Source organism: Pantoea sp. X-Soil-TKNS-1211 (assembly GCF_059730495.1).
Genome location: NZ_AP035953.1, coordinates 4,315,002 through 4,337,975 on the forward strand (window position 1 = coordinate 4,315,002; position 22,974 = coordinate 4,337,975).

Genomic DNA, 22,974 nt, shown 5'->3' on the forward strand with positions numbered 1-22,974 from the left:
ACGGCGTAGTTTAAACAATAAGCTGATGAGATAACATGCCAGCAGTAGCGCTAAAATTGATCCAGGCCAAAACATCGGTCATTACCTGTTTAGCGCGGCATGCGTGAATACGCATGCCGATCAAAAAAGCCCTTATTTGCCCTTCAGCAGGCGCATCATGTCTTCTTCCGCCTGTTCATCATCGTCAGCGTCATCATCCAGCGCGATGCCAAGCGTTTCCATCAGTTCGTCAATGCGATCCAGGGTTTCGTCCAACCAGGCCTGTTCTTCGCCGCTCAGGGTCTCGCCGTTTTCCAGGCGATCCAGTAGCGTATCCAGACGTTCATCATTTTCCAGCTTTGCCAGCTCTTCCTGCGGAGTAAGACGAACTTTTTCCGCTTTCGGTTTAGGAGCCGATTTTTTCACCACGGATATCTGTTCTTCGGCTACTAAGGCGATCGGTTTTTTGCTGCCAAGGCGTGGATCCTGGGCATTTTTGGCCTGACCTTTCCCTGTGGTCTGCTTTTCCGGATGTGCACGGCTGCCCGCAGCATGGCCACGGTGTTTTTTATCACGTTTACGGTCGCGCGCTTCGAGATTCAATTCTTCACGCGATTTACGTTTCGCTTTTGCGGCGGGTTTGCCGCGTGGGGATTGTGCAGGTTGCTTCATGGTGTTGGGTCTCGGCAATTTTTAATCAGTATATACCCGTCATATTACGGACTGGTGAGGTGAGTGCGCTTTTCGCCTTCCCGCAGCCCAAATGATTTAAGGTATAGAATTGCGGCGAAATCTAGCAGAAAGCAGACAAAGAAAAAAGGCGACAGCTTATGCTGTCGCCTTATTTCGCACCTTCATACGAAGGAAACACGAGATAAATCCATTAATGGCTCACAACGTCCCGGTTTTTCCCTCGCCAAATCGCTCCTGCGAATTTCCCTGTCCCTGTCCGATTCGTTCCTGAATCGCATTCCTGCCTGCTCTTCGTCCCCCTTGACGCTCCTGAGCACATCCTTCGATGCGTGCAGCCTTGCACAGACACCAAATGTAGACCAATAGGTAAAATGAACAAGTAAGACGCTTCTCTTATTTATGGTGAAAATGCCATGTTTTTTATTAAAACATTGAATTTATTTGATAAATAATCATAGGAAAGTAACAGGAAGCGTTAATAACTGGCAGCACTTATCGCACATCTCTTACAAGATGGCGCGCAAAGACGCCATCGGGCACTTTTGCGCCATAACAGGTATACTCTGCGCAATTGCATGAATCACTTTGCCGGAGTTTTACTTTGTCTGCTTTGAACTATCACATCACCCATTTCGTTCTCAGTGCCCCGGATATTCGCCACTTGCCTTCTGATACAGGCATCGAAGTTGCCTTTGCCGGTCGCTCGAATGCAGGCAAATCCAGTGCGCTGAATACCCTGACTAACCAGAAAAGCCTGGCGCGTACCAGTAAAACACCGGGCCGCACCCAGCTAATTAACCTGTTTGAGGTAGCTGAAGGTAAACGTCTGGTGGATTTACCCGGTTATGGTTACGCAGAAGTCCCTGAAGAGATGAAGCGTAAATGGCAACGAGCGCTGGGTGAATATCTGCAAAAACGCCAGGCATTGAAAGGGTTGGTGGTGCTGATGGATATCCGTCACCCGCTGAAAGATCTCGACCAGCAGATGATTGAATGGGCGGTTCAGAGTCAGATCCCAGTTATGGTGCTATTGACCAAAGCTGACAAACTGGCCTCCGGCGCGCGTAAAGCTCAGCTAAATATGGTACGTGAAGCGTCGCTGGCTTTTCAGGGGGATGTACAGGTTGAAATGTTCTCTTCGCTGAAGAAGCTTGGCGTCGATAAACTGCGCCAAAAACTGGATAGCTGGTTCAGCGAGTTGGAACCGGCACAGGAAGATGACAACCTCCCCTCGGCATAACGCGTCTCAGCGGGTATAACCACCCGCATTTTCAGAAAAAGCCCAATAAAAAACGCCCCAGTCATAAATGACTGGGGCGGCTAATATTCAGCCAAATCCGATTACGTGAAGTAAAAGGTCTGAAAGATAGAACATCTTACCTCTGTACCCTACGCGAGAAACTTTACCTGATTTTTCCTGACCCACAAAGGGTTTTTTGTTGTTTAGTTTCAGGAATCGACATCTTTTTTACCAGGTTCGTCACAAAACCGCGTATCCAATGTAGTTTAATTACCAAAAAAATGCTTAGACGTTAAGCAGTTACAAAACGCGCATTTTACAGACGGCTTTAACGTCTTGCTGAACCGATTAAGTAAACTTTTTTCTTATGACATTGTCATAAGCGGCTTTTCGCCGCTTAAGGTGTCTGGCTTAGTGCGCCTGGTCCCAGTTTTCGCCGGTCCCGACCTCAACCTGCAACGGGACATCCAGCTTCATACTCCCCTCCATCAATTGACGGATCTTGTCACTGGCGCTGGCCACTGCATCCTGTTGAATCTCAAATACCAATTCATCGTGTACCTGCATAATCATTTTAACCTTGTCGTCCGTTTGCTCCAGCAGCCACCCATCAACCGCAATCATCGCACGCTTGATGATATCCGCTGCGGTTCCCTGCATCGGGGCGTTGATGGCCGCGCGCTCTGCTGCCTTGCGGCGAATGGCGTTGCTGGATGTGATATCCGGCAGCCATAAACGACGACCATCCAGCGTCTCAACATAGCCCTTCGCAGCCGCCTGCTCACGTGTCTCTTCCATATAACGCAATACGCCCGGATAACGTTCGAAGTAAAGATCCATATACTTTTTCGCTTCACCGGCACCGATATTCAACTGCCGCGACAAGCCAAATGCACTCATCCCGTAAATCAGACCAAAGTTGATCGCTTTCGCGCTGCGACGCTGTTCACCGGAAACCTTGCTCAGCGCTACGCCAAACACTTCTGATGCTGTCGCACGGTGAATGTCTGCCCCTTGCGCAAACGCATCCAGCAGTCCTTTATCCTGCGACAGATGCGCCATAATTCGCAGCTCAATCTGCGAGTAGTCAGCCGCGACAATACGCTTATCTGGTCCGGCAATAAACGCCTGGCGAATACGGCGTCCCTCGTCATTACGTACCGGGATATTCTGCAAGTTGGGATCGGTGGATGACAGACGACCGGTTGCGGTTACCGCCTGATGGTATGAGGTATGCACGCGCCCGGTAACCGGGTTGATCATCAGCGGCAGTTTATCGGTGTAAGTCGATTTCAGCTTCGACAAACCACGATGCTCCAGAATCACCTTCGGTAAGGGATAATCCAGTGCCAGTTCCGCCAGTACTTCTTCACTGGTCGATGGTGCACCACCCGGGGTTTTCTTCGTCGGCTTGATACCCTGTTTTTCGAACAAAATGGTTTGCAGCTGTTTGGTCGAGGACAGGTTGAACGGCTCACCCGCCAGCTCGTGTGCTTGCTGCTCCAGTTCGGCCAGACGCGTCGTCAATTCCTGAGAGTGCTTCGCCAGGATATTCTGATCAATCAACACGCCGTTACGCTCGACACGGGAGATCACCTTCAGCAGCGGCATCTCAATCTCTGTGAAGATTTTTTTCGGACCCGCTTCTTTCTCCAGCTCCGGCCACATCTTCAGATGCAGCTGCAAGGTGACATCCGCATCTTCCGCCGCGTAATGCCCAGCCTGCTCGATGGCAACCTGGTTAAAGGTCAGCTGATTTTTGCCTTTCCCGGCAATCTCTTCAAAGGTGACCGTTTTGTGGTTCAGCCAGCGCGCTGCAAGGCTGTCCATATCATGCTTACCACCCACGCTGTTCAGACAATATGACTCCAGCATGGTGTCGTACTTGATACCGTTCAGCTCAATGTCGTAGTTCTTCAGAACGCCGCGATCGTATTTGAGATTTTGCCCGACTTTTGCGACCTTGCTGTCTTCCAGCAACGGTTTCAACTGTGCCAGCACTACCGCGCGATCCAGTTGATCGGGAGCATCCAGATAATCATGTGCTACCGGCAGATAAGCCGCTTCACCGGGTGCCACAGCGAAGGCAATGCCCACAATGTTGGCGCTCAGCGTATCCAGTGAATCGGTTTCCAGATCGAAGGCAAACAGATCGCTTTTCTGCAGCTTATCCAGCCAGCCAGTAAAGGTGTCTTGATCAAGAATGGTGACGTAACCTTCGGATGACAACACGCTCATCGTTTCTGCTTTTTCCGCAGGCTGATCCGGCAATGCTTGCGGTGCCTGTGCGTTGCCCTTTTTGCCCTGCAACCATTTTCCTTCTTGCAGATCGACCAGCCAGCGCTTGAATTCATAGCGGCTGAATAGCGTTTGCAGGACAGCGGCATCCGGTTCATTGACCGTCAATTGCTCGCAGCCGAGTTCGAGTTCTACGTCGGTTTTAATGGTTGCCAGCTGATAGGAAAGGAATGCCACATCCCGGTTTTGTTCCAGTTTTGCCGCCATTGTTTTGGCGCCACGGAATGACAAATCCGCCACTTTTTCCAGGTTGTCATAAATCGACTGCATACCACCCAGCCCTTGCAACAATGCCTGCGCCGTCTTTTCACCCACGCCAGGTACACCAGGAATGTTGTCCGAGCTGTCCCCCATCATGGCGAGAAAATCGATAATCAGTGCAGGCGGCACGCCATATTTCTGTTCAACTTCTTCCGGCCCGAGCACCGTATTCGTCATGGTGTTGATCAGCGTGATACCCGGGGTGACCAATTGGGCCATATCTTTATCACCGGTGCTGATCAGGACTGCGCGCCCTTGCTTTTCTGCTTGTAGCGCCAGCGTGCCGATGACGTCATCCGCCTCAACACCAGTTACCGCCAGCAGCGGCAAGCCCATCGCTTTAACCATTTCATGGAGCGGTTCGATCTGCGCACGTAGATCGTCAGGCATCGGTGGGCGATGTGACTTGTAGTGCTCGAATAACTCATCGCGGAATGTTTTCCCTTTCGCATCGAAGACCACAGCAACATGGCTGGGTTGATACTGCATCAACAGGCTTTTCAACATGTTGAGAACACCATACATGGCGCCAGTTGGCTCGCCTGCGCTATTGGTCAGGGGCGGAAAGGCATGATATGCACGGTAGAGATAGGAGGATCCGTCTACCAGAATCAGGGGATTTTCTGCAATGTGCGCCATAAGTTTGATTTTTCTTCGTTGCGATTAAGAGATGTATAAGGATGCCATAACCAGAGGCGAATGTTGAATTTGCGGCAGGTGATGTGATGCTTTTTCCTCATTCCTCGGGGTGGATCGCAGGGATCTTATTGTGGATAACTTTGTGCGTAAATTTCATAACGTATTGTTATTTCCATCACTTCGTCATGAAGTACATATAAAAAAATATATTTTTCATATGGTTATTAAGTTTGTGATGTCTGGCATCTTTTTGAAAAGATGATCGCCCATGTGGATATTAACCACAAGGTTTACAGCAGGAAGACGAAAAAAGAGAGGTGGGTGAATTGAAAACGCCGACATCGCCGGCGTTTTTTACTGCTTAAATTAGTTTTTCTCGACGAGGAATTTCACAACGTTGGCGTAATCCGCCACGAAATTATCCATAGAACTGGTGTCGAGACCGCCGTTGTTTACCATGTATTTGCCATTGATAAACATTGCCGGTACACCCTGAAGATTCACATCAGAAGCGGCTTTCTGCTGCTGTGCAACCAGCGCTTTCACCGCAAAGCTGTTCCATGCCGCATCGTAATCTTCTGAGGTAATGCCCGCAGCCTTAATAAAAGTATCTTTCAGGCTGGCAGCATCTGTGACCGTCTGGGTTTTCTGAATCCCATCAAAGATCGGTGCCGTTACTTTATCCTCGACACCCAATGCCATTGCCACGGCCCACGCATGCGTCACGACCGGGCCGAAGTCACCACCAAGGAAATCAACGTGATATTTGGTCACTTTGGTATTAGCAGGCAGATTCTTTTTCACGGCATCGCTGACGTGATAAACGCGTTCAAACTGATAGCAATGCGGGCAGAAGAAAGAGAAAAACTCCATTACCTGCGGTTCACCAGCGATGGGTTTCGGCAGTGTGACATACTGCTTACCATCGGTAAATTGTGCCGCGGAGGCGCTAAATGCCAGCATTAAACCTACCAGCGCGAACCAAATCTTTTTCATCGTGAAAAATTCTCCTGACTGCTTCATTAAAATTGCGGGCTAAGCTGCAACGGCGGTTCGTGTAACAGCTTCTCCTGCTCGGTAAAAAGGGCAATTTGCCGACGCCAAAAATCTTCATCGGTCATCCACGGAAAGGCGCGTGGAAATGCAGGATCCTGCCAGCGACGCACGACCCAGGCTAAATAATAAACCATGCGCATCGCGCGTAAAGGCTCAATCAGTGACAATTCATGTAAATCGAAATCACTGAATTCATTGTAAGCCTCCAGTAAAATATCCCACTGGATAAGCTGTTCCTGGGGATCGCCATTCACCAGCATCCACAGATCCTGCACAGCCGGTCCGGTGCGTGCATCATCAAGATCGACAAACATCGGGCCATCACGCCACAGAATGTTACCGGGATGGCAGTCACCGTGTAATCGCAGCGGCTGCCAGCGCGTGTGCCATACCTGATGCAACGTGTGGCTCAATTTATCTATTGCCGCCATCAGTTGTGCTTTGAGCGCATCCGGCACCAGGATACTTTGCTCCAATTGTTGACGTGGCTGTGAAATATATTCATCCAGTCCAATGGTTGGCCGTAGCTGGAAGTTTTTTTGACGACCAGTTTGATGGATTCGCCCCAGAAAACGGCCAACCCACTCCATCTGTTCTTCATTATCGGTTTCGTACTGCCGCCCGCCCAGACTGGGAAATACCGCAAACATAAACCCGGCATGGCTGTTCAGGGTCGTTCCCTGTAACACCAGAGGTGCAGCAACCGGCACTTCATCATTCAGTAAGTCGTGGGTAAACTGGTGTTCTTCCAGAATTTGACCCGCGCTCCAGCGCTGCGGACGATAAAACTTCACGACATAGCGGCGTTTCTCATCATCGCTGAATTGATAAACGCGGTTTTCATAGCTGTTGAGGGCGGTTAAGCCAGATTCTACGCGCAGACCCGCTTCCCAGAGTGCATCCAGGATCACATCGGGGTTCAAGGTCTGAAAATTAAAGGTGGCTTCGCTCATCATGTGGCCTGTGTGTTACCTTTGCTTTGATGCGCAAGGATAGCACTACTCATCATCCTTAATCACACCGCGTGCACGTAATAGCGCGGTTTTGAAGTCCACTTCATAATCTTTTTTCAGACCTGGAATCTCTGCATCACCGTCTGCATCTCGCATTTTGAGATGGTAAATCAATATGTCGTCGGTTAATTCACTTAATGGGCCACTGAAGCCTGCTTCCTGCGCCAATTTTTGTAAAAATGCCAATAGGTTAAGGTCAGACTCCTTCTGCCATGCTGGTTGCAGGAGTTCGAGTAGTTCGTTGAGACGGTGATATTTCATCAATTATTCCTCATATGCAGGTGTCAGGCAGCCAACCTGTAAGTATCGTCCACTATAGATAAGGGAGACGTAGATGACAGCATTAACCGGCGTGATTCTGGCTGGCGGCCAGGGACGCCGTATGGGGTATGAAGATAAGGGTCTGCTTCTGTTGCAAGGTGAACCCCTTTATCAACACGTTCTGCGCCGTTTTCGGCCACAGGTCAATATTGTGTTGATAAGCGCCAACCGCAACATTGATCGTTATCAGTTAAGCGGTTGTCAGGTGGTCTGCGATTCTCTGCCGGATTATCCCGGCCCTCTGGCGGGAATGTTGAGTGGTTTACGTCACAGCCCGTCTGAATGGGTGGCTTTCTGTGCCTGCGATACGCCATGGATCCCTGAAGATTTCGTTGAGCGCTTATGGCAAAACAAAACAGATGCTCCTGCTGTATGGGTGAAATCATCTTTACGCGATCATCCAGCACTGGCATTAGTGAATCGATCTTTAGCAGATGATCTCGAAGCCTGCCTGTTAAGCGGAGAGCGACGTTTGATGCAGTTTTTGCGGGAAAGTGGCGGCCATGCTGTGACCTTTGGCGATCCTGAATCAGCATTTCGTAATATCAATACACCGGATGACTTACGTGATGAGGAAAGACCGTTATGACTGTGCCTTTACTGGCGATTGCCGCCTGGAGCGGAACCGGTAAAACAACCTTGCTGGAGAGAGTGATTCCATTACTGAAAGCGCAAGGGATCCGTCCAGGGTTGATTAAGCATACACATCATCATATGGATGTTGATACGCCGGGAAAAGATAGCTACCTGCTGCGAAAAGCGGGAGCGGATCAGGTGATCGTTGCCAGTAATCAACGCTGGGCGTTGATGTGCGAGACACCCGATGAACCATTAAATTTGCATCAGTTGGCTGCTCGTATGGACAGTTCTTCGCTGGATTTGGTACTGGTTGAGGGATTTAAGGACGAACCGGCTGCGAAGATCGTGCTGTGGCGTGCTGGTATGAAGGGGGATATTACCGATTTACTCGATGGAAATGTTATTGCGGTCGCCAGTGATGTGGATTTGGCATTGCGGGTGCCAACGCTGGATATTAATCACCCACAGCAGGTTGCCGATTTTATTGCTGCATGGTGTTTTTCACAGAAAAATTCGTGATTTTTTCCTGACAGGCGTCGTAGCGACGCGATTTACACACGTAAAAAAACCCTGAACTTTCGTTCAGGGTTTCTTCACTTGTTTGATGCCTGGCAGTTCCCTACTCTCGCATGGGGAGACCCCACACTACCATCGGCGCTACGGCGTTTCACTTCTGAGTTCGGCATGGGGTCAGGTGGGACCACCGCGCTACAGCCGCCAGGCAAATTCTTTGTGCTCTGTCCTGTGTCTTTTGCCGCCTTGCTTCAGCGCAAAATCCTTCGGACCTGAATCCGCAGGACACAACTTAATCCGGTCGAACAAGGCTGAAAATTCTTCGCGTCTCTCTACCAAAACGCCTCTGGCGTTGTAAGGTTAAGCCTCACGGGTCATTAGTACCGGTTAGCTCAATGCATCGCTGCACTTACACATCCGGCCTATCAACGTCGTCGTCTTCAACGTCCCTTCAGGACCCTCAAGGGGTCAGGGAGAACTCATCTCGGGGCAAGTTTCGTGCTTAGATGCTTTCAGCACTTATCTTTTCCGCACTTAGCTACCGGGCAATGCCATTGGCATGACAACCCGAACACCAGTGGTGCGTTCACTCCGGTCCTCTCGTACTAGGAGCAACCCCCCTCAATTCTCCAGCGCCCACGGCAGATAGGGACCGAACTGTCTCACGACGTTCTAAACCCAGCTCGCGTACCACTTTAAACGGCGAACAGCCGTACCCTTGGGACCTACTTCAGCCCCAGGATGTGATGAGCCGACATCGAGGTGCCAAACACCGCCGTCGATATGAACTCTTGGGCGGTATCAGCCTGTTATCCCCGGAGTACCTTTTATCCGTTGAGCGATGGCCCTTCCATTCAGAACCACCGGATCACTATGACCTGCTTTCGCACCTGCTCGAGCCGTCACTCTCGCAGTCAAGCTGGCTTATGCCATTGCACTAACCTCCTGATGTCCGACCAGGATTAGCCAACCTTCGTGCTCCTCCGTTACACTTTGGGAGGAGACCGCCCCAGTCAAACTACCCACCAGACACTGTCCGCAGCCCGGATTACGGGCCTACGTTAGAACATCAAACATTAAAGGGTGGTATTTCAAGGTCGGCTCCACGCAGACTGGCGTCCACGCTTCAAAGCCTCCCACCTATCCTACACATCAAGGCTCAATGTTCAGTGTCAAGCTATAGTAAAGGTTCACGGGGTCTTTCCGTCTTGCCGCGGGTACACTGCATCTTCACAGCGATTTCAATTTCACTGAGTCTCGGGTGGAGACAGCCTGGCCATCATTACGCCATTCGTGCAGGTCGGAACTTACCCGACAAGGAATTTCGCTACCTTAGGACCGTTATAGTTACGGCCGCCGTTTACCGGGGCTTCGATCAAGAGCTTCTCCTTACGGATAACCCCATCAATTAACCTTCCGGCACCGGGCAGGCGTCACACCGTATACGTCCACTTTCGTGTTTGCACAGTGCTGTGTTTTTAATAAACAGTTGCAGCCAGCTGGTATCTTCGACTGGCTTCAGCTCCGGGAGCAAGTCCCTTCACCTACGCGCCAGCGTGCCTTCTCCCGAAGTTACGGCACCATTTTGCCTAGTTCCTTCACCCGAGTTCTCTCAAGCGCCTTGGTATTCTCTACCTGACCACCTGTGTCGGTTTGGGGTACGATTTCGTGTTACCTGGAGCTTAGAGGCTTTTCCTGGAAGCAGGGCATCAGTTACTTCACCACCGTAGTGGCTCGTCATCACGCCTCAGCCTTAAAGCATTCCGGATTTGCCTGGAATGCAAGCCTACACGCTTAAACCGGGACAACCGTCGCCCGGATAACCCAGCCTTCTCCGTCCCCCCTTCGCAGTAACACCAAGTACAGGAATATTAACCTGTTTCCCATCGACTACGCTTTTCAGCCTCGCCTTAGGGGTCGACTCACCCTGCCCCGATTAACGTTGGACAGGAACCCTTGGTCTTCCGGCGAGCGGGCTTTTCACCCGCTTTATCGTTACTTATGTCAGCATTCGCACTTCTGATACCTCCAGCAGACCTCACAGTCCACCTTCGACGGCTTACAGAACGCTCCCCTACCCAACAACACACAGTGTCGCTGCCGCAGCTTCGGTGCATGGTTTAGCCCCGTTACATCTTCCGCGCAGGCCGACTCGACCAGTGAGCTATTACGCTTTCTTTAAATGATGGCTGCTTCTAAGCCAACATCCTGGCTGTCTGGGCCTTCCCACATCGTTTCCCACTTAACCATGACTTTGGGACCTTAGCTGGCGGTCTGGGTTGTTTCCCTCTTCACGACGGACGTTAGCACCCGCCGTGTGTCTCCCGTGATAACATTCTCCGGTATTCGCAGTTTGCATCGGGTTGGTAAGCCGGGATGGCCCCCTAGCCGAAACAGTGCTCTACCCCCGGAGATGAATTCACGAGGCGCTACCTAAATAGCTTTCGGGGAGAACCAGCTATCTCCCGGTTTGATTGGCCTTTCACCCCCAGCCACAAGTCATCCGCTAATTTTTCAACATTAGTCGGTTCGGTCCTCCAGTTAGTGTTACCCAACCTTCAACCTGCCCATGGCTAGATCACCGGGTTTCGGGTCTATACCCTGCAACTTAACGCCCGGTTAAGACTCGGTTTCCCTGCGGCTCCCCTATACGGTTAACCTTGCTACAGAATATAAGTCGCTGACCCATTATACAAAAGGTACGCAGTCACACCCCGAAGGATGCTCCCACTGCTTGTACGTACACGGTTTCAGGTTCTGTTTCACTCCCCTCGCCGGGGTTCTTTTCGCCTTTCCCTCACGGTACTGGTTCACTATCGGTCAGTCAGGAGTATTTAGCCTTGGAGGATGGTCCCCCCATATTCAGACAGGATACCACGTGTCCCGCCCTACTCATCGAACTCACAGTATGTGCATCTTCGTGTACGGGAGTATCACCCTGTACCCTGCGACTTTCCAGACGCTTCCACTGACACACAAACTGATTCAGGTTCTGGGCTGTTCCCCGTTCGCTCGCCGCTACTGGGGGAATCTCGGTTGATTTCTTTTCCTCGGGGTACTTAGATGTTTCAGTTCCCCCGGTTCGCCTCGTTAACCTATGTATTCAGTTAACGATGATGCACAGAGTGCACCGGGTTTCCCCATTCGGACATCGTCGGCTGTAGCGGTTCATATCACCTTACCGACGCTTTACGCAGATTAGCACGTCCTTCATCGCCTCTGACTGCCAGGGCATCCACCGTGTACGCTTAGTCGCTTAACCTCACAACCCACAGGCGTTTTCACGCATGCAGACTGCAAGCATTTGAGAGACTCGAACACATCGCTTTCATTTCTTATTACGGAGAAATGAAACAACGTGTCGTTTCAAATTTTCAGCTTGTTCCGGATTGTTAAAGAGCAAATATCTCAAACATGACTCGTAAGCCAGTTTTGAGATACTGAGCAGCGACACCTTTCACCTGTCACCAAGCAAGTGGCGTCCCCTAGGGGATTCGAACCCCTGTTGCCGCCGTGAAAGGGCGGAGTCCTAACCGCTAGACGAAGGGGACACAGGAAGTGTCACGACTTCGCAGCCGTCTTGCTCATTACGTTTTCATCAGACAATCTGTGTGAGCACTTCGAAGGAAGGTATCTTCAGGTAAGGAGGTGATCCAACCGCAGGTTCCCCTACGGTTACCTTGTTACGACTTCACCCCAGTCATGAATCACAAAGTGGTAAGCGCCCTCCCGAAGGTTAAGCTACCTACTTCTTTTGCAACCCACTCCCATGGTGTGACGGGCGGTGTGTACAAGGCCCGGGAACGTATTCACCGTAGCATTCTGATCTACGATTACTAGCGATTCCGACTTCATGGAGTCGAGTTGCAGACTCCAATCCGGACTACGACGCACTTTATGAGGTCCGCTTGCTCTCGCGAGATCGCTTCTCTTTGTATGCGCCATTGTAGCACGTGTGTAGCCCTGGCCGTAAGGGCCATGATGACTTGACGTCATCCCCACCTTCCTCCGGTTTATCACCGGCAGTCTCCTTTGAGTTCCCGACCGAATCGCTGGCAACAAAGGATAAGGGTTGCGCTCGTTGCGGGACTTAACCCAACATTTCACAACACGAGCTGACGACAGCCATGCAGCACCTGTCTCAGAGTTCCCGAAGGCACCAAAGCATCTCTGCTAAGTTCTCTGGATGTCAAGGCCAGGTAAGGTTCTTCGCGTTGCATCGAATTAAACCACATGCTCCACCGCTTGTGCGGGCCCCCGTCAATTCATTTGAGTTTTAACCTTGCGGCCGTACTCCCCAGGCGGTCGACTTAACGCGTTAGCTCCGGAAGCCACGCCTCAAGGGCACAACCTCCAAGTCGACATCGTTTACAGCGTGGACTACCAGGGTATCTAATCCTGTTTGCTCCCCACGCTTTCGCACCTGAGCGTCAGTCTTTGTCCAGGGGGCCGCCTTCGCCACCGGTATTCCTCCAGATCTCTACGCATTTCACCGCTACACCTGGAATTCTACCCCCCTCTACAAGACTCCAGCCTGCCAGTTTCGAATGCAGTTCCCAGGTTAAGCCCGGGGATTTCACATCCGACTTGACAGACCGCCTGCGTGCGCTTTACGCCCAGTAATTCCGATTAACGCTTGCACCCTCCGTATTACCGCGGCTGCTGGCACGGAGTTAGCCGGTGCTTCTTCTGCGGGTAACGTCAATTGCTGAAGCTATTAACTCCAACACCTTCCTCCCCGCTGAAAGTACTTTACAACCCGAAGGCCTTCTTCATACACGCGGCATGGCTGCATCAGGCTTGCGCCCATTGTGCAATATTCCCCACTGCTGCCTCCCGTAGGAGTCTGGACCGTGTCTCAGTTCCAGTGTGGCTGGTCATCCTCTCAGACCAGCTAGGGATCGTCGCCTAGGTGAGCCGTTACCCCACCTACTAGCTAATCCCATCTGGGTTCATCCGATGGTGTGAGGCCCGAAGGTCCCCCACTTTGGTCTTGCGACGTTATGCGGTATTAGCTACCGTTTCCAGTAGTTATCCCCCTCCATCGGGCAGATCCCCAGACATTACTCACCCGTCCGCCACTCGTCACCCGAGGAGCAAGCTCCTCTGTGCTACCGTTCGACTTGCATGTGTTAGGCCTGCCGCCAGCGTTCAATCTGAGCCATGATCAAACTCTTCAATTTAAGTTTGATGCTCAAAGAATTAAACTTCGTAATGAATTACGTGTTCACTCTTGAGACTTGATATTTTTTAAGTCCGTAGACTTTTGATATCAATCCTGCGAGTGCCCACACAGATTGTCTGACAAATTGTTAAAGAGCAGTGCGAACAGCGGGTTAACCGTCTGTCGCGAGGTGGCGTATATTACGCTTTCCTCCTTCAGAGTCAACCTCTTTTTTCAGAGATTTTCTCCGGCGGGATGAATCACTTCGTCCCTCGCTGACCGTCTGCGTTGCCGCTTTGCCGTGTCAGTGGAGGCGCATTATAGGGAGATAATCCTGAGTGACAAGTGTTTATTGCAAAAAATTGACCGAGCGCTACTTTTTTATACGAATGCATTAAAAACAGGCATTTTACGATGACGAAACAACCAAAACAGCTGTCCTCTCGGCACAAATCATCGTAATGGCCTCAAACGTAAGTGCTATCCTGTTGGTCCAATCGCAGTTTTCCCCCTGCTGCAGACAGAATTTTATTAAAGAAGGACTTTAAATGATTCGCTCCGCGCGCAGTATGGCCGGTTTGCCCTGGATCGCCGCTATGGCATTTTTCATGCAATCGCTCGATGCCACAATCCTTAACACCGCGCTTCCTGCCATCGCCACCAGCCTCCAACGTTCTCCCCTTGCTATGCAATCCGCCGTTATTAGCTATACACTGACCGTTGCGATGTTAATTCCCGTCAGCGGCTGGCTGGCCGATCGCTTTGGCACACGCAAAATCTTTATCCTTGCAGTATCACTGTTCACCCTGGGTTCACTGGCCTGCGCCTTGTCTGGCAGCCTGGGGTTACTGGTTTTCTCGCGCGTGGTACAAGGGATTGGCGGCGCGATGATGATGCCCGTGGCACGACTGGCGCTGCTACGCGCCTATCCACGCAGTGAACTGCTGCCGGTACTCAACTTTGTCACCATGCCTGGCCTGGTCGGGCCGATATTGGGACCTATGCTGGGCGGCTTACTGGTCACCTATGCCAGTTGGCACTGGATCTTCCTGATTAACATCCCCATCGGACTGCTTGGCATCTTTTATGCCCGTAAGTACATGCCGGATTTCACTACCCCCAAACGGCGTTTCGACTTCAGTGGGTTTGTATTATTCGGCGTCGGGCTGGTGTTGATATCGATTGGTATCGAATTGTTCGGCGAACGTATTGTGTCACCCTGGCAGGCGACTGCGGTACTGTTCACGGGGGTGTTGTTATTGCTTCTCTATATAGTACATGCGCGCCGCCATCCGGCACCGCTGATCAGTTTGCCAATGTTTAAAACTCGTACCTTTTCCATCGGAATCATTGGCAATATCGCCTCACGTCTCGGAACCGGGTGTATTCCCTTCCTGATGCCGTTGATGTTACAGGTTGGGTTTGGCTATCCGGCGATTATTGCCGGTTGCATGATGGGACCGACCGCCATTGGCTCGTTACTGGCCAAATCCACCGTTACCCAAGTCTTACGTCGCTTTGGTTATCGCCACACGCTGGTCGGCATTTCGGTGATTATCGGTTTCCTGATTGCCTCCTTCTCGCTGCAAACACCAGGAGGAAGTGTGTCATTGCTGCTGCTGGCGTTGTTTGTGCTGGGAATGGCGATGTCGACACAGTTCACCGCGATGAACACCATCACCCTGGCGGATCTGAATGATGAGAACGCCAGCGGTGGAAATAGCGTACTGGCCGTGACGCAACAGCTGTCCATCAGCTTTGGGGTGGCGGTGAGTGCCGCCGTGCTGCGCTTTTATCAGGAATTTGACGGCACCACGGTGCAACATTTCCACGCTACCTTCCTGACGATGGGCGTTATCACTGTGCTGGCCGCATTTACCTTTATGCTGCTACGTAATGGCGATGGTCGCCATTTGATTACTAACCGCGACAAAAAGAAGAAGAGTGCTTAGACCGAACCACGCTCCACCAGCTCCGGCGTCAGGACCAGCGTTTGCTGACTGGCGTCGGGGTCGCTCATCCGATGAATAAGCGTATCAATCGCCAACTCACCCAACTCATCTTTAGGTTGATGGACGGTACTTAACGGCGGCGTCAGATAACGAGAAAGTTCGATATTGTCATACCCCATCACCGCAATATCCTGCGGCACACGCAGCCCGGCCTGAAACAGCGCGTGGTAGACACCCACAGCCATCGCATCGTTGCTGGTAAACACCGCTTCCGGCAGCGGATCCAACGTCAACAGTTGGTTCATGGCGTTAAATCCACCCTGAAACTCAAAATCACCATCAACCACATAGCCCGGCAGAACCGGCAATCCGCTGTTAGACATGGCTTTATGGAAGCCATCCAGTCGTAATCGCGCTGGGGTCTTATCCAGTGGCCCGGCAATGCAGGCAATACGATGATAACCACGATCGATCAGATGCTGTGTGGCCATCTCACCACCCAGCAGCGCGTTATCCTGAATAATGTCGCCGCGACCTTCAAAAGGTGCCCAATCCATCATCACCATCGGAATTGACGGGTAGCGATTCAGGATATCCGCCGAGGGCAGATGTGTTTCCGTGCACATGATCAGCAGGCCATCAACACGCTTTTGCAGCAACGTTTCCAGGCTGCGGTTCATACGCTCCTCATCGCCTTCGGTATTGCACAGAATCAGGCTGTAGCCACGTTCATAACAACTGTTCTCTACGCCGCGCACCACTTCAGAATAGAAGGGGTTATTGCTGGCAGTCAGAAGCATGCCTATGGTGCGTGTCTGATTGATTTTCAGGCTGCGCGCGAGAGCAGAAGGAGCGTAATTGAGCGAACGGATGGCCTGCTCCACCTTTTCGCGCACCTGTTCGCTAACAAAGCGATTGTTGTTAATCACATGCGAAACGGTAGAAGTGGAGACGCCCGCGAGACGGGCGACATCTTTCATGGTAGCCAAGCGATTAGCCCTGTTGTTGCAGGAAGGCATCAATCTCGGTACGCCACGGCACCGAGGGCTGAGCGCCTGGGCGCGTCACAGCAATGGCCGCTGCCGCATGCGCGAAACGTACCGCATCATGCATAAATACACCTTCCAGACGGGCGGTAATAAAGGCACCGTTAAAGGTATCACCCGCCGCAATGGTGTCGACCGCCTGTACGCTAAACCCAGGAATGCGCACGCCGTCGCCTTGCTCGCTCAACCAGACACCACGACGACCAAGGGTAATCAGCACCGTCTGGATACCTTTGCCATGCAGCACCGCCGCCGCACGCGCCGCATCGTCATCACTTTTCACCGCAATGCCGGTGAGAATTTCTGCTTCGGTTTCGTTCGGCGTGATGATATCAATCAGCGCTAACAGTTCATCGGAAAGATGGGTCGCAGGAGCCGGATTGAGAATGACCTGCGTCTGCTGCGCTTTGGCGATTTTCGCCGCCGCTAACACGCTTTCCAACGGTGACTCCAGCTGCATCAACAACGCATCAGCATCCGCGATCACCTGTTGATGACGATCAACACAGGCAGGCGTCAACGCCGCGTTGGCACCGGAATAGATGCCGATATTGTTTTCACCTTCGCTATTAACGAAGATCATCGCCACACCGGTGGCTTCATCCGCCACGGTTTCCACCGGGGCGGTATCAATTCTGTCCTGCTGCAATTGCTGACGGATGCGTTCGCCAATGTCGTCTGCACCCACACAGGCAATAAAGGCGATATCGGCACCGGCGCGTCCGGCGGCTACCGCCTGATTAGCCCCTTTACCGCCAAAGGCAATTTGATACTGTTTCCCGATCACCGTTTCGCCCGGACGTGGAAAATGGGCGAGATTAAGGATGTGATCGGCATTGATGCTGCCGAGTACGGCCAGTTTTGCGCTTTTGCTCATAGGGAGTGATCCATCAAAATTGCGCCACCTCAATGGTGGCGCGTTGCCCTGCTTTTCTTCGCGTGTTATTTGGTAACCAGTTTCAGATCGACCGGGTTGATCGCCTGCACTTTTTCACCTTTCAATACTTTATCCGCAGTCTCTACACCGATGATACCAATCTTGTCGGGCATCTGTGCAACCGTCGCGGTCAGTTTACCTGCTTCTACTGCTTTTACACCGTCAGCGGTGCCGTCAAAACCCACCACCAGCACGTCAGTTTTACCGGCGGTTTGCAGTGCACGCAGTGCGCCCAGCGCCATTTCGTCGTTCTGTGCGAATACCGCCTGCACATCCGGATGTGCCTGCAACAGGTTCTGCATTACGTTCAAACCTTTGGTACGGTCAAAATCCGCTGGCTGACTGGCGAGGATATTGAATTTATGTGCATCGGCAGCCTGTTTGAAGCCCTCACCACGTTCACGCGCGGCGGAAGTACCGGCAATACCCTGCAACTCGATGATTTTCGCGCCATCACCCAGTTTCTTCGCAATGAAGTCACCCGCCATTTTGCCGCCAAAGCGGTTATCTGATGCCACATGGCTCACTACCGTACCTTGTGACGCCACGCGGTCGAGGGTGATCACCGGAATATTGGCCTGGTTTGCCATTTTCACCGCGTTGCCAACGGCATCAGAGTCGGTCGGGTTGATCAGCATCAGCTTGGTGCCACGCACGGTGAGATCCTGCACGTTCGCCAGTTCTTTCGCCGGGTTGTTCTGTGAATCCAGCACGACCAGGTTATAACCCAGCTTATCCGCTTCTTTCTGTGCGCCATCTTTCAGCGCCACAAAGAACGGGTTGTTCAGGGTAGAAACCACCAGAGCGATAGTATCCTTCGCCATCGCGCTGGCACTCAGAGTGGCGCCAAGAATGACGGCCAATGCGGTTAACTTTTTCATTAATTCATCCTGTGTGAAGGTCAGAGTTATTTACTGCTTTTGTTATCCACCAGCACTGCCAGCAGAATTACTACTGCTTTTACAATCATTTGATAGTAGGAGGAGACACCCAACAGATTGAGGCCATTGTTCAGGAAACCGAGAATTAATGCCCCGATCAGCGTACCCATGATGCGACCTTTGCCGCCCGCCAGGCTGGTGCCGCCCAGTACCACGGCAGCGATGGCATCCAGTTCATAACCCGTGCCTGCCGTTGGCTGTGCCGAGGAGAGTCGCGCCACCTCGATAGTGCCTGCCAGCGCCGCCAGCATGCCGCACAGTGAATAGACGATGATTTTGACGCGGTTGACATTGATACCCGACAGACGCGTGGCCGCTTCGTTACCGCCCAGCGCATAGATATAACGTCCCAGACGCGTGTGATGCAGCATGTACCAGGCCAGCGCGAACACCACCGCCATCAGCCATACCGGGGTCGGAATCCCCAGCGGACGGCCAATGCCGAACCAGCCAAACAGATCAGCGTTATCGCTAAAGCCGGTATTAATCGGGCTGCCGTCGGTGTAGACCATGGTGACGCCACGCAACAGCAGCATCATCACCAGCGTCGCGATAAACGCCTGCACTTTGCCGCGCGCCACAATGGTGCCGGTGATACCGCCAATCGCCGCACCCAGTGCCAGCGAGGCCGCCACCGCCACCAGCGCATTAACTTCGTGACCAACAATCGAGGCCGCCACCGCGCCGGTCAGCGCCAGCAGCGAGCCAACGGACAGATCGATGCCTGAGGTCAGGATCACCAGCGTCATCCCCACCGCCATAATGGCGTTGACCGAAGTCTGTTGCAGGATGTTGAACAGGTTGGCGACGGTAAAGAAATTCGGGCTGAGGCTGGCAACCACGACAATCAGCACAATCAGCGCAATCAGCGATTTCTGCTCCAGCAACCAGGCTTTGCTGAACCAGCGACGGCTGGCGGGTAAGGTTTGGGTACTCATACAACTAACTCCTCGCTGTGTTGCTTACCGACTGCTGCCGCCATCAGGGATTCCTGGCTAGCCTGCTCACGGGTAAATTCGCCACTCAGATGGCCCTCATGCATCACCAGAATGCGATCGCTCATACCCAGTACTTCAGGCATTTCGGACGACACCAGGATGATGCTCAGCCCATCGGCTTTAAACTGGTTAATTAACTGATAAATCTCTTTTTTCGCGCCAACATCCACGCCGCGTGTCGGCTCATCAAGGATCAACACATTTGGTCGCGTCATTAGCCCGCGGGCAATCGCCACTTTTTGCTGATTACCACCAGAAAGCAGGCCGATCGGCTGCTCCATGGAGGGGGTTTTCACGTTGAACAGGCGGATAAAATCGCCCACCGCCAGCTGTTCTTCCGCGTGTTTCAGGCTGCCATTACCGCGGCTGAAGTAACGCAGCGCGGTCAGTGACATGTTTTCTTTCACCGACATCCCCAGCACCAGACCATCGCGTTTGCGGTCTTCGGAGATATAAACGATGCCATTCGCCAGACCATCCTGCGGTGCATGTGTCACCACTTCGCGGCCGTCCAGCGTGACTTTGCCGCCGCTACGCGGCAGTGCGCCATATAACAACTTCATCAATTCGGTACGTCCCGCGCCCATCAGGCCGGAAACACCAAGGATTTCACCTTTACGCAGGTTAAAGCTGACGTCATGCACTCCCGGCCCGCTCAGGTTTTCCACCTGTAAACGCACCGCGCCTGGCGTCTGGTCAAGATGCGGGTACTGCTCCTCCAGCTTGCGCCCGACCATCATCTCAATCAGGCTCTCTTCACTCAGCTCGCTAACCGGACGCTCGGCAATAAACTGCCCGTCGCGGAACACCGTGACGTCATCGCAAATCTCAAAGATCTCTTTCATACGGTGGGAGATATAGACGATGCCGCACCCCTGCGCTTTCAACTCGTTAATCACGCGGAACAGCGACAGGGTTTCGGTGTCGGTCAGCGCATCCGTCGGCTCATCCATGATGATGACGCGCGACTGGAAGCTGAGAACCTTGGCGATCTCCACCATCTGCTGGTCGCCAATCGACAAATCACCCACCAGCTTATGGCTGTTAAAACGCAGGTTCAGACGCGCCAACAATGCATCCGCCTCGGCATACATCTTTTTCCACTCAATGCGGCCAAAACGGTTCACAAATTCACGTCCCAGGAAGATGTTCTCCGCCACAGTCAGTTGCGGGATCAGGTTGAGTTCCTGGTGAATGATGCCAATGCCCGCTTCCTGGGATGATTTTGGCCCGGAAAAAGTGGTTTCTTTGCCGAGCCAGTGCAGTGATCCGGCATCCATGCTGTAAATACCGGTCAGCACTTTCATCATGGTGGATTTACCGGCACCATTTTCGCCCACCAGCGCCATCACCCGACCAGGCCAAACAGCCAGCGATGCGCCTTTCAGCGCTTTCACACCGGGAAACGACTTTTCAATCCCTTTGAGTTGCAATAACGGTTGCATAGCGACCTCAGAAGGTAACGCCCGCGCTCAGGATGACATTCGCATACGGAGAGCACTCTCCGCTGCGAATGACCGCCTGACTACGCTGAGTCTGTTGTTTGAACTGTTCATGACTGGTGTAACGAATAGCGATGGTATTTCCCTGGTGTCGTTGCAAGGCATCGAGCACGGCGAGCAGTGCGCTATGGAGCTGCGGGTTGAACTGCTTAATCTCCTCCGCCATCAGAGCGCTCTCAACTTGCATCTCCTGGGTAACCACCGCAACAACCTGTAAAAACTCGGGTGTACCCGGCGTCAGCGCCAGATCGATACGTTGCGGTCCCACAGGAATGGGCAAACCCGCATCGGCAATCGCCAGCGTATCCGTGTGACCCAGACGGGCAATCACATGAGAGATTTCAGCATTTAACAAGCGACCTTTTTTCATTTCTTCCACTCCACAGCGAAACGTTTCGCTGACCGGAGTGTATAAAAAATGTATAGCAACTCAATGGTGGCATCACGGAAATGTGATCGCCATCGAAACGTTTCGCTTGTGCCAGAAAATATTTGAGTTTGGTGGGCCAAAAAACACATCTACAAACAACCGCACCCGAATTTTCTCAATCAATGAGAGAAACTCCCTGCGTTTCCAGAAGAAATTCCCTTCTGGTCCTTATGTTAAGTTTTTTCATAGGTAACGGAATGTGTATTTGTCGTGCGTAACCACGCAGGCATCGAGGATTGAATCTAATGAATTTTAAAATGAAAGCGCTTGCCAGCTTGATCGCCGTTTTATTGGTGGCTGCCGCTTATGCTGATGAGGTGAGCATAACACCAAGGGTTGAAGCGATCGGGCCTGTCGCGATCGTCTCAGCTGATTTCAGCGTTACAAGTTCATTGGACGAATCCGTCCTGTTTGAACTGGATGCTTCCGCCAGTAAGAATGCCGTTTCTTTTAGCTGGAAAGTGGCGGAAGGGAAAGGTGTTTTTTGGCTACAGGAAAAACCGGGAGGAGGCTGGAGAACCGAAGTTAATCAGGCCAAAGCCAAAGCACTGGTTCCGGCAAACCACACCGGTATCGCGGTTTATGAAGTCAGCGTAACGGACAAAGATGGCAACGTAGATACCAAACGCGTGACCATGACCGCCACTTCCCCGCTGTATTCATCCGTTCCGGAAAATCCAGCTAAACCCACTGAATTTCCAGATTGGGGTGAAGAAAGCACGTATATGGCAGGAGATAAGGTTACTTTCGCCGGTATTAAATACATTGCGACAAAATGGACCCAGTCTGAACCTGTTAATGGTGCGGGTTGGAAGTTTGCTGATCCGGAGCAGCTACGTGAATGGAATAAATCGATGTCCTATTCCACTAAGGATAAAGTCACCTGGCAGGGGAAAGCCTGGAAAGCAGCATATTGGACCCAGGGGAATACGCCGGGAGAACATTCAGTCTGGCTGGAGCTTGGCGAAGAAGAGGCTACCTGAGCAGCCTCTTAGAGAGATTACGGTAGTTTTCTGATCTGTTTCACGTCCAACTCAATCGCGTTGAAATCCTTATCCAGCTCGCCAGTCAGCTCAACGCGATCTTTGGGCGAAATGGTTTGTCCGTCCCAGCGTTTGTGATCGATTTCGACCTTCATGGTGCCCGTCTCATCGCGGAACAGGTAATCCTCTTTACCAATTTGCTTGTCCAGATAACCACGCACGGTGATCCAGCTATCGTCCTTCATCTCTTCAGCCTGCTTAACCGTCACAACGCTAGTGTTACCGGGCTGAAAGCCACCGGCATGACTTTGTGCGGCAGGCGCATTCGGGTCAACAAATCCCCCCTGTTGAGCCGCCAGAACCGGCATGGCTGCCAGCGCGACGATCGCAAAAATTGCTGCATGCTTTTTCATATTTCACCTCTTTTCC

Annotated in this window: 18 protein-coding genes, 1 tRNA gene and 3 rRNA genes; 5 read left to right on the forward strand and 17 right to left on the reverse strand. The window is 52.1% G+C overall.

All coding sequences use genetic code 11. The features are described from left to right. Window positions 1–132: 132 nt before the first annotated feature. Window positions 133–651 (reverse strand): Der GTPase-activating protein YihI, encoded by a 519-nt coding sequence (yihI, locus tag AC6I8W_RS20390; RefSeq protein ID WP_497836445.1) that lies wholly within the window; start codon window positions 649–651, stop codon window positions 133–135. 622 nt (window positions 652–1,273) lie between these two features. Here yihI and yihA point away from each other — a divergent pair. Continuing rightward, window positions 1,274–1,912: a ribosome biogenesis GTP-binding protein YihA/YsxC gene (yihA, locus tag AC6I8W_RS20395; RefSeq protein WP_497836446.1), complete on the forward strand. Its 639-nt coding sequence runs from the start codon at window positions 1,274–1,276 to the stop codon at window positions 1,910–1,912. 87 nt (window positions 1,913–1,999) lie between these two features. Here yihA and spfP read toward each other — a convergent pair whose 3' ends face one another. From spfP to AC6I8W_RS20420, 5 genes are all read right to left on the reverse strand, one after another. Continuing rightward, window positions 2,000–2,047 (reverse strand): small protein SpfP, encoded by a 48-nt coding sequence (gene spfP, locus AC6I8W_RS20400; RefSeq protein WP_071892919.1) that lies wholly within the window; start codon window positions 2,045–2,047, stop codon window positions 2,000–2,002. A 276-nt stretch (window positions 2,048–2,323) separates the two neighbouring features. Continuing rightward, window positions 2,324–5,110 (reverse strand): DNA polymerase I, encoded by a 2,787-nt coding sequence (polA, locus tag AC6I8W_RS20405; protein ID WP_497836447.1) that lies wholly within the window; start codon window positions 5,108–5,110, stop codon window positions 2,324–2,326. A gap of 366 nt (window positions 5,111–5,476) precedes the next feature. Next, on the reverse strand, window positions 5,477–6,106 hold the full coding sequence (dsbA, locus tag AC6I8W_RS20410; RefSeq protein WP_021186430.1) for a thiol:disulfide interchange protein DsbA: 630 nt from the start codon (window positions 6,104–6,106) through the stop codon (window positions 5,477–5,479). 26 nt (window positions 6,107–6,132) lie between these two features. Further along, window positions 6,133–7,119 carry a serine/threonine protein kinase gene (locus AC6I8W_RS20415; RefSeq protein ID WP_497838241.1) on the reverse strand — a complete coding sequence of 329 codons (987 nt, stop codon included), beginning with the start codon at window positions 7,117–7,119 and terminating at the stop codon, window positions 6,133–6,135. Between the two features lie 45 nt (window positions 7,120–7,164). Beyond that, on the reverse strand, window positions 7,165–7,440 hold the full coding sequence (locus AC6I8W_RS20420; protein ID WP_497836448.1) for a YihD family protein: 276 nt from the start codon (window positions 7,438–7,440) through the stop codon (window positions 7,165–7,167). A 73-nt stretch (window positions 7,441–7,513) separates the two neighbouring features. Here AC6I8W_RS20420 and mobA point away from each other — a divergent pair, with 73 nt between their 5' ends. Beyond that, the gene (mobA, locus tag AC6I8W_RS20425) at window positions 7,514–8,089 is read left to right on the forward strand and encodes a molybdenum cofactor guanylyltransferase MobA (RefSeq protein ID WP_497836449.1); all 576 of its coding nucleotides are present in this window, start codon (window positions 7,514–7,516) and stop codon (window positions 8,087–8,089) included. Then, window positions 8,086–8,598, forward strand: coding sequence for a molybdopterin-guanine dinucleotide biosynthesis protein MobB (gene mobB / locus AC6I8W_RS20430; protein WP_497836450.1), 513 nt, complete (start codon window positions 8,086–8,088; stop codon window positions 8,596–8,598). The genes mobA and mobB overlap by 4 nt, the downstream gene beginning before the upstream one ends. Before the next feature lie 87 nt (window positions 8,599–8,685). On the opposite strand, the gene rrf is transcribed toward mobB, so the two are convergent. The 4 genes from rrf to AC6I8W_RS20450 all read right to left on the reverse strand — a co-directional run bounded on the left by rrf (window position 8,686) and on the right by AC6I8W_RS20450 (window position 13,775). Then, window positions 8,686–8,801: ribosomal RNA gene (gene rrf / locus AC6I8W_RS20435) — 5S ribosomal RNA — on the reverse strand. 147 nt (window positions 8,802–8,948) lie between these two features. Then, a 23S ribosomal RNA gene (locus tag AC6I8W_RS20440) occupies window positions 8,949–11,854 on the reverse strand. A 214-nt stretch (window positions 11,855–12,068) separates the two neighbouring features. Continuing rightward, window positions 12,069–12,143: transfer RNA gene (locus tag AC6I8W_RS20445), tRNA-Glu, on the reverse strand. A 90-nt stretch (window positions 12,144–12,233) separates the two neighbouring features. Beyond that, a 16S ribosomal RNA gene (locus tag AC6I8W_RS20450) occupies window positions 12,234–13,775 on the reverse strand. Together the 16S, 23S and 5S rRNA genes with 1 tRNA gene alongside form the textbook arrangement of a ribosomal RNA operon. A 529-nt stretch (window positions 13,776–14,304) precedes the next feature. Here AC6I8W_RS20450 and mdtD point away from each other — a divergent pair. Then, on the forward strand, window positions 14,305–15,708 hold the full coding sequence (gene mdtD, locus AC6I8W_RS20455; RefSeq protein WP_497836451.1) for a multidrug transporter subunit MdtD: 1,404 nt from the start codon (window positions 14,305–14,307) through the stop codon (window positions 15,706–15,708). On the opposite strand, the gene rbsR is transcribed toward mdtD, so the two are convergent. From rbsR to rbsD, 6 genes are all read right to left on the reverse strand, one after another. Continuing rightward, on the reverse strand, window positions 15,705–16,697 hold the full coding sequence (rbsR, locus tag AC6I8W_RS20460) for a ribose operon transcriptional repressor RbsR (protein WP_497836452.1): 993 nt from the start codon (window positions 16,695–16,697) through the stop codon (window positions 15,705–15,707). The genes mdtD and rbsR overlap by 4 nt on opposite strands. A 4-nt stretch (window positions 16,698–16,701) precedes the next feature. Beyond that, the gene (gene rbsK / locus AC6I8W_RS20465; RefSeq protein WP_497836453.1) at window positions 16,702–17,631 is read right to left on the reverse strand and encodes a ribokinase; all 930 of its coding nucleotides are present in this window, start codon (window positions 17,629–17,631) and stop codon (window positions 16,702–16,704) included. 65 nt (window positions 17,632–17,696) lie between these two features. Beyond that, a complete protein-coding gene (gene rbsB, locus AC6I8W_RS20470) occupies window positions 17,697–18,572 on the reverse strand; it encodes a ribose ABC transporter substrate-binding protein RbsB (RefSeq protein ID WP_480366811.1) in 876 nt (291 codons plus the stop codon). Between the two features lie 26 nt (window positions 18,573–18,598). Beyond that, window positions 18,599–19,570: a ribose ABC transporter permease gene (rbsC, locus tag AC6I8W_RS20475; protein WP_497836454.1), complete on the reverse strand. Its 972-nt coding sequence runs from the start codon at window positions 19,568–19,570 to the stop codon at window positions 18,599–18,601. After that, complete coding sequence (gene rbsA, locus AC6I8W_RS20480; protein WP_497836455.1) at window positions 19,567–21,075, reverse strand: ribose ABC transporter ATP-binding protein RbsA; 1,509 nt, start codon at window positions 21,073–21,075, stop codon at window positions 19,567–19,569. Before rbsA ends, rbsC begins: the two co-directional genes overlap by 4 nt. Before the next feature lie 7 nt (window positions 21,076–21,082). Beyond that, window positions 21,083–21,502: a D-ribose pyranase gene (gene rbsD / locus AC6I8W_RS20485; protein WP_497836456.1), complete on the reverse strand. Its 420-nt coding sequence runs from the start codon at window positions 21,500–21,502 to the stop codon at window positions 21,083–21,085. 305 nt (window positions 21,503–21,807) lie between these two features. On the opposite strand from rbsD, the gene AC6I8W_RS20490 reads away from it, so the two are divergent. Continuing rightward, entirely contained in the window at window positions 21,808–22,545 is a 738-nt protein-coding gene (locus tag AC6I8W_RS20490; protein ID WP_497836457.1) for a carbohydrate-binding protein, read from the forward strand. A gap of 17 nt (window positions 22,546–22,562) precedes the next feature. Here the strand turns inward: AC6I8W_RS20490 and AC6I8W_RS20495 are convergent, their stop codons facing one another. Next, on the reverse strand, window positions 22,563–22,958 hold the full coding sequence (locus AC6I8W_RS20495; RefSeq protein ID WP_497836458.1) for a YgiW/YdeI family stress tolerance OB fold protein: 396 nt from the start codon (window positions 22,956–22,958) through the stop codon (window positions 22,563–22,565). Between the last annotated feature and the right edge of the window lie 16 nt (window positions 22,959–22,974).